4 protein-coding genes and 1 pseudogene are annotated in these 6,532 nt (G+C 33.6%); 2 read left to right on the plus strand and 3 right to left on the minus strand.

Going from position 1 to position 6,532, the window contains the following annotated elements:
• Nucleotides 1–133, plus strand: a pseudogene (locus ACIQZC_RS08030) (aminopeptidase P family protein); the annotation flags it as partial.
• 128 nt (nucleotides 134–261) lie between these two features.
• Nucleotides 262–1,044, plus strand: coding sequence for an alpha/beta fold hydrolase (locus ACIQZC_RS08035; protein ID WP_396138716.1), 783 nt, complete (start codon nucleotides 262–264; stop codon nucleotides 1,042–1,044).
• Nucleotides 1,045–1,125: 81 nt separating this feature from the next.
• Here the strand turns inward: ACIQZC_RS08035 and ACIQZC_RS08040 are convergent, their stop codons facing one another.
• The 3 genes from ACIQZC_RS08040 to kbl all read right to left on the minus strand — a co-directional run.
• Nucleotides 1,126–3,903 carry a PD-(D/E)XK nuclease family protein gene (locus tag ACIQZC_RS08040; RefSeq protein WP_396138717.1) on the minus strand — a complete coding sequence of 926 codons (2,778 nt, stop codon included), beginning with the start codon at nucleotides 3,901–3,903 and terminating at the stop codon, nucleotides 1,126–1,128.
• A 63-nt stretch (nucleotides 3,904–3,966) separates the two neighbouring features.
• Nucleotides 3,967–5,394, minus strand: coding sequence for an OmpA family protein (locus ACIQZC_RS08045; protein ID WP_396138718.1), 1,428 nt, complete (start codon nucleotides 5,392–5,394; stop codon nucleotides 3,967–3,969).
• Nucleotides 5,395–5,495: 101 nt separating this feature from the next.
• A partial coding sequence (gene kbl / locus ACIQZC_RS08050) for a glycine C-acetyltransferase (protein WP_396138719.1) occupies nucleotides 5,496–6,532 on the minus strand: 1,037 nt, incomplete at its 5' end.

Raw genomic sequence — 6,532 nt, forward strand, 5'->3', positions numbered from 1 at the left:
TTACATTCCAAAAGAAGGTTTTGGTATTCGTTTAGAAGACGATATGGTGATTCAATCTACAGGAGCTGCGTTTAATTTAATGCGCAATATTCCAATAGAAATTGAGGAAATTGAAGCGATAATGAATGCTTAATTTGGATATTCAGATATTCGGATTATAGATTTTTAGACAGGACGGTTTGCGAAAGTGAGCCGTTTTTTATTAGTTTACTTCGCAAAAAAACTTTGCGCCCTTTGCGTTTAAAACCTAACTTTGCCCACATGAAAACCACCAACTTCAAAAACACTAAAATCAGTTATACCGACCAAGGGAAAGGAACTGCTGTGGTTTTGTTGCATGGTTTTTTGGAAAATCAAACGATGTGGAAGGCGTTTATTCCTGAATTATCAAAAAAACACCGCATCATTACAATCGATTTATTGGGTCATGGTGCAACGGCCTGTTTGGGTTATGTGCACACGATGGAAGACCAAGCCGATATGGTTTATCATATATTACACGAATTAAAAATCAGAAAAGCAGTTTTGATTGGGCATTCTATGGGTGGTTATGTGGCGTTGGCTTTCGCCGAATTGTATCCTAACAACATAAAAGGAATTGTATTGGTTAATTCAACCTCTAGAGCAGATAGCGACGAACGAAAAGCAAATCGTGACCGAGCTACTGTGGCAGTGAAGCAAAATTATTCGGCATTCATTCGAATGAGTATTGCTAATTTGTTTAGTGAAGATAATCGCGAACGATTAGCAGATAGTATCGAAGAAGTGAAATTAGAAGCTTTAAAAACGCAGCTTCAAGGAATTGTTGCCGCTTTAGAAGGTATGAAAATTAGAAAAGACCGCGAAGTCATTTTGCATTTTACGCCTTATCCTATTCAATTTGTTTTGGGCAAAAAAGATCCTGTTTTAAATTATGATGAAACTATTGATCAAATAGAAGGAACAAACGTTAAACTTCACACATTTCCTGATGGACATATGAGTCATATTGAAAATGAAGCGGAATTGTTAGTGGTTTTGAGTGGTTTTTTGAAAAGGGTATAACCACCAGGAACACTAAGAAAGCACAATGAACACAAATCTTTGTGAACTTAGTGAAATTACTTTGTGACCTTTGTGGTTCAGTTATACTTTCTCCTTAAAAGGGATTTCTGGATTGAAAATTTCTAAAATTAATAACTTCATAATTACTTTAAAATCTTCAATCATCTCATTTGTAATACTCGTGTTTGCATCTTTTCCGCTGCCAATTCCAAAAGGTAAAAATCCGTTTTTCATATTTTTAAACGAAATGATTCCGGCAGTTATATCACGATTTTTGCGCAACTCATGATTTTCAAACATCATCGCATAACAAAGTAATTGGATAATTTTTTCATTCTCAATTTCAGGAGTTAAAGCCAAAACATCAGGTAATTTCAAACTATTGGCATCCACTTTACCTGTTTTATAATCTACAATTCGAATGACGCCATTTCGTTCTTCGATTCGGTCAACTTTTCCAGCAATTTTTATTGGAAAATCGAAGGATTCCAACTGTATTTCGCAACTTAAAGGGGCTTCTAAAAGCAGTACTTTTATCGCCGCATTTTCCTCTACAATAGCTTTCTTTTCTAATTGTAAAAAATTATAGACATTTCGTTTTGCAACTTCAAATGCTAATAAATTTTTCCCTTTGGTAATTTCGCCTTCTTTATATTCTTGTTTGAAATATTTTAAAATAACACCATCAATTAAAGATTCCATCGCTTCAATATGATGCAACGCCAAAAACTGATTCAAATAGGGCGTATACAATTCTTCTAATGCATTGTGAATAATGGTTCCTAACGTATTAGCGGCAATATTTTCTTCTACATCTTCCGCTTCATTTATTCTAAGGATGCGTTGCATATAAAACTGCATTGGATTCCGAATATAATTAGTCAATGAAGAAGGTGAGAATCCTTTATCAGTTGCAATTTCGTGCAAACGTGTTATAATTTTATCCGTTTTTGGAATGGTTATAGGTACGTATGCTTTCTCTGGCAAAACGGCATTATAAATAGCGCTAGTGATGTTGTGATTGGGTTGTTTTTCAATTTCTAATTGAGTAATAAAACGACTTTTTTCACCCGCATCTATTCCTTCATTATCGGTATTATAAAGCAACCAAACATTTTTTGCTCGCAATAACAAATGATAAAAGTGATAGCAATAAATGGCGTCTTTTTCTTTGTAAGTTGGCAACCCTAACTCCTTTTTTACATCATATGGAATGAACGAATTTTGCGATTTTCCTGCCGGAAATTTACCTTCATTTACCGATGTGATAATCACATTTTCAAAATCTAACACACGACTTTCTAGAACTCCCATAACTTGAAGACCTGATAAAGGTTCTCCTTCGAAAGAGACTTCGGCAAGATCAACTATTTGTTTATAAATAGCTTGTAAAGCATTTAAATTATCAATTTGGTGATACTTTTCGTGATAATTGGTTAATTTAACGATGATCTTATAAATTGAATACAAAAAAGTTTTTGCGATTTTTTCTTCCGAATTATCATTATTGAGTTGCGATTTTAAATGCAGCAAAATAGCATTTAGATTGGCCAGTATTTCTGAAATATCATCCCATCGTGCAAACAAAAGTTCAAATAAAATATTAGAAGAGTTGGGATATTTTTCGGCAAACAAACTGAATAATTTTTCTCTAGAAAAGAAGGTAAAATTATTACTATTAATAACATCTACAACTGCTTCTACCTTACAATAAGGCTCAATTAATGGATGATTTAAAATGGCTAATACTTCCTTGTAATAAAAAGTGTAACTCTTTTCGTTGCGTTGCTTGGCATTGGTATGAAGCTTAAACAATTTACTAATTAATAGTTGCGCCGGATTATTTTTACTAGGATAACCCATAGTAATATTTAATGCCTCAACAGAAGCGGGCAAACCAAATAAAACGGGTAACAACAAATTTTCATCACCTAAAACAACAGATGTATTTTCTAAATTTGGGCTCTTAGATTGAATTTTTTCAATAATAGTTCCTACAATTTTAGCTTGACCAATACTTTTTGGTGTGCCAATGATTTCGATATTTTTTGCTTCACTAAAATGATTTACAACCCATTCAAAGTCTTGATTTACAAATGGTTTCCATTCTATTTTAAACTTCCTAATAAACAAACCTGCATCATGATAAGAATCGTTTAAAAATACCTCATCGATATCCCAGTAGATTTTTGCTTTGTTTTCGTTAGCTAAATGTTTAACTATTTTTTCTTCGGCTTTATTCAATGCATTAAAACCCGCAAAAATAATCTGGTTTGAAATGGTATTTGTAAATGGGATTATTTTTTTATATGCTTCTCTATATAACAATCCTTGATAGCCAATTCCTTTTGTTACTAAATGATTATAAAAAGATTCATAATACAATGGTAATTTTGCCCAAAATTCTAAATGCGAATCTATTAATTTAGTAGTGTTTAAGGGTTCTAAATTCCATCGTTTTAAGGCTTCAATGTCCTTTAGGTAAGAAAATACATGATTAGGATCTAATAAATACCGATCAATTTCATTAAAATCTTGAAGAGCAGTTTTTGCCCAAGTGGCAAATTCATCAAAAGTTTGCTGTTTGGATTTTTCGGTAACCGAAAGATATACTTCATAAAATTCAAAAAGTAACTCAATAGGATCTATAGAACGTAATCCTGAAATTTCTTGAATGAAATCTTCAATACTAATTATGGTAGGAGCAAAAGCAGTTCCTACAAGTTGCTTTTTTATACTTTCTAATAAAAATACTTTTGCTCGCTTATTGGGTAAAACAATGGTACAGCTTGAAAGTTCATTTTCAGGTTGAGCTAAAAGTACTGTGCTTAGTTTGTCTAAAAAAGTAATTGATTTCATTTTATAAAAATAAAAAAACGTCCCGATATATCGGGACGTTTCTTAGTATATTTTAGAAAAAAATTATTTTACTAATTTTACTTCTACTCTTCTGTTATTAGCTTTTCCTTTAGCTGTTTTGTTTGAATCAACTGGAGCTGATTCACCAAAACCTTTTGAAGATAATCTTGAAGCGTCGATACCGTTTTCAACTAAGAAGTTTTTAACAGCAGCAGCTCTTTCTTCTGATAATTTTTGGTTTAAAGCATCTGAACCAGTATTATCAGTATGGCCCTCTAATGAGAATTTAGCTGAAGGATACTCTTTTAATATCGCAGACATTGCTTGTAATACTGGAATTGTTTGTTTTTGGAAAGAAGATTTTCCAGAGTTAAACAAAATAGTTTTACCATAGTCGTTTAATTTTTTCATTGCCTCATCAGAAACTTCAGGACAACCATTGTTAGCTACAGTACCAGCTAAAGTTGGACATTTATCGTCTTTATCTAAAACTTTGTCGCCATCAGTATCAGGCCATGGACATCCTCCATTAGCTTTATCTCCTTTAACTGAAGGACATTTATCATCTTTATCAGCTACTCCATCGCCATCAGCATCAGGACAACCTTTCATCATTTTTGTACCTTTAACATCAACACAAGCATCTTCTGAATCGATGATTCCGTCTCCGTCTGTATCAGGACAACCGTTGAATTCTGCTAAACCAGCAACTTCTGGACAAGAATCTGCTGAATCTTGAATTCCGTCTTTATCAGTATCAGGACATCCTTTAAATTCTGGTAAACCAGCAACTTCTGGACAAACATCATCTTTATCGTAAATTCCGTCATTATCTGTATCTTTTCCTCCAAATTTGAAACTAAGACCCGCAAAATGCTGCATGTGTCCTGGAACATCAACATTAGCTGTTCTAGTTAGATCATATGAATGTTTGTAAGTAGATTGGAAAGTTAAACCCATACCTTCTGAAAACCAGAAAGTTAAACCTAAACCTCCATTAACAGTTCCTGCAGAAGCGTCACCGAAGAATGTATAACCTCCTCCAATGTGAGCTGAAGGCTCTAGCCATTTAGATTTGATCATTTCTTGAAAGCTGTACTTAATGATACCATCAAGACCATAATATGATAAATCGCCTGGGTTTGAAACTACCATACCTCTTTTATCAGCATTAGGAGATGTAGGGTCAAAATTTACATATTTAGTAATTTTGTTAACCGATCCAGTTACTCCAAATGAAAATCCATCTCCAACATATTTAGAAACATTAATATATGAAATAGATGGCATCATATTCCAATTGTCACTAACATCAAATGTTTGAGAAAATTGTTTATCTAAAAAACTAAGTCCGCTTCTACTAGCGCTAACTCTTGTGTCTACTCCGTTTACCCCGAAAGACACCGCCCAAGGGTTGTTGTTGTCTTGAGCTTGCGATGTTAATCCAGCAAACAATACGACAGCAGCAAATAATTTGTTTAAATGTTTCATACTTATTTATTTAATTACAATCCGTTATAATTGGTACAAATGTACTATATTTTTTCAACTACAAAAAGTTTTGTTAAAAAAAATCGCTCTTTTGTAGAATTTTACTTAATTATTCCTAAATCTTTACCTACTTCAGTAAATGCATTTATAGCTTTGTCCAAGTGTTCCTGAGTGTGTGCAGCAGATAATTGTACTCTAATACGTGCTTTATCCTTTGGAACTACTGGAAAGAAAAAGCCAATTACATAAATGCCCTTTTCTAAAAGTTTTTCAGCCATTTCTTGTGATAATTTAGCATCATACAACATTACCGGAACTATTGCAGAATCTCCATCAATGAAATCAATTCCGGCTTTTCTTAATCCGGCTTTAAAATAATTGGTATTCCATTCTAATGTATCTCTTAAAGTAGTATCTTTTTCTAATAATTCAAAAACTTTTAGCGAAGCTCCCACAATTGAAGGTGCTAACGAATTTGAAAATAAATAAGGACGTGAACGCTGACGTAAAATCTCAATTACTTCTTTTTTAGCAGTGGTATAGCCTCCCATAGCCCCGCCTAATGCCTTTCCTAAAGTTCCTGTAATGATATCTACTCTACCCATTACTCCTTTAGCTTCTGGTGTTCCTTTCCCTGTTGCGCCGATAAATCCGGCGGCATGGCACTCGTCTACCATTACTAATGCATCGTATTTATCAGCTAAATCGCATATTTTATCTAATGGAGCTACTAATCCGTCCATAGAAAAAACACCATCGGTTACAATTAGTCTAAATCGGTGGCCTGCCTCGGTAGCTTTAATTAATTGCTGTTCTAAATCGTTCATATTATTATTCTCATAACGATAGCGAGCTGCTTTACATAAACGAACACCATCTATAATTGAGGCATGATTTAAACTATCAGAAATAATACAATCTTCTTCCCCTAATAATGGTTCAAAAACACCTCCGTTAGCATCAAAAGCGGCAGCATAGAGAATAGTGTCTTCAGTTCCGTAGAAATTAGCGATTTTTTGTTCTAATTCTTTATGAATATCTTGTGTTCCGCAAATAAAACGTACAGATGACATTCCGAAACCATGAGAATCTAAGGCGTCTTTTGCTGCTTGAACCACTTCTGGATGTGAAGAAAGTC

This window comes from Flavobacterium sp. (assembly GCF_044338735.1).
Taxonomy (GTDB): domain Bacteria; phylum Bacteroidota; class Bacteroidia; order Flavobacteriales; family Flavobacteriaceae; genus Flavobacterium.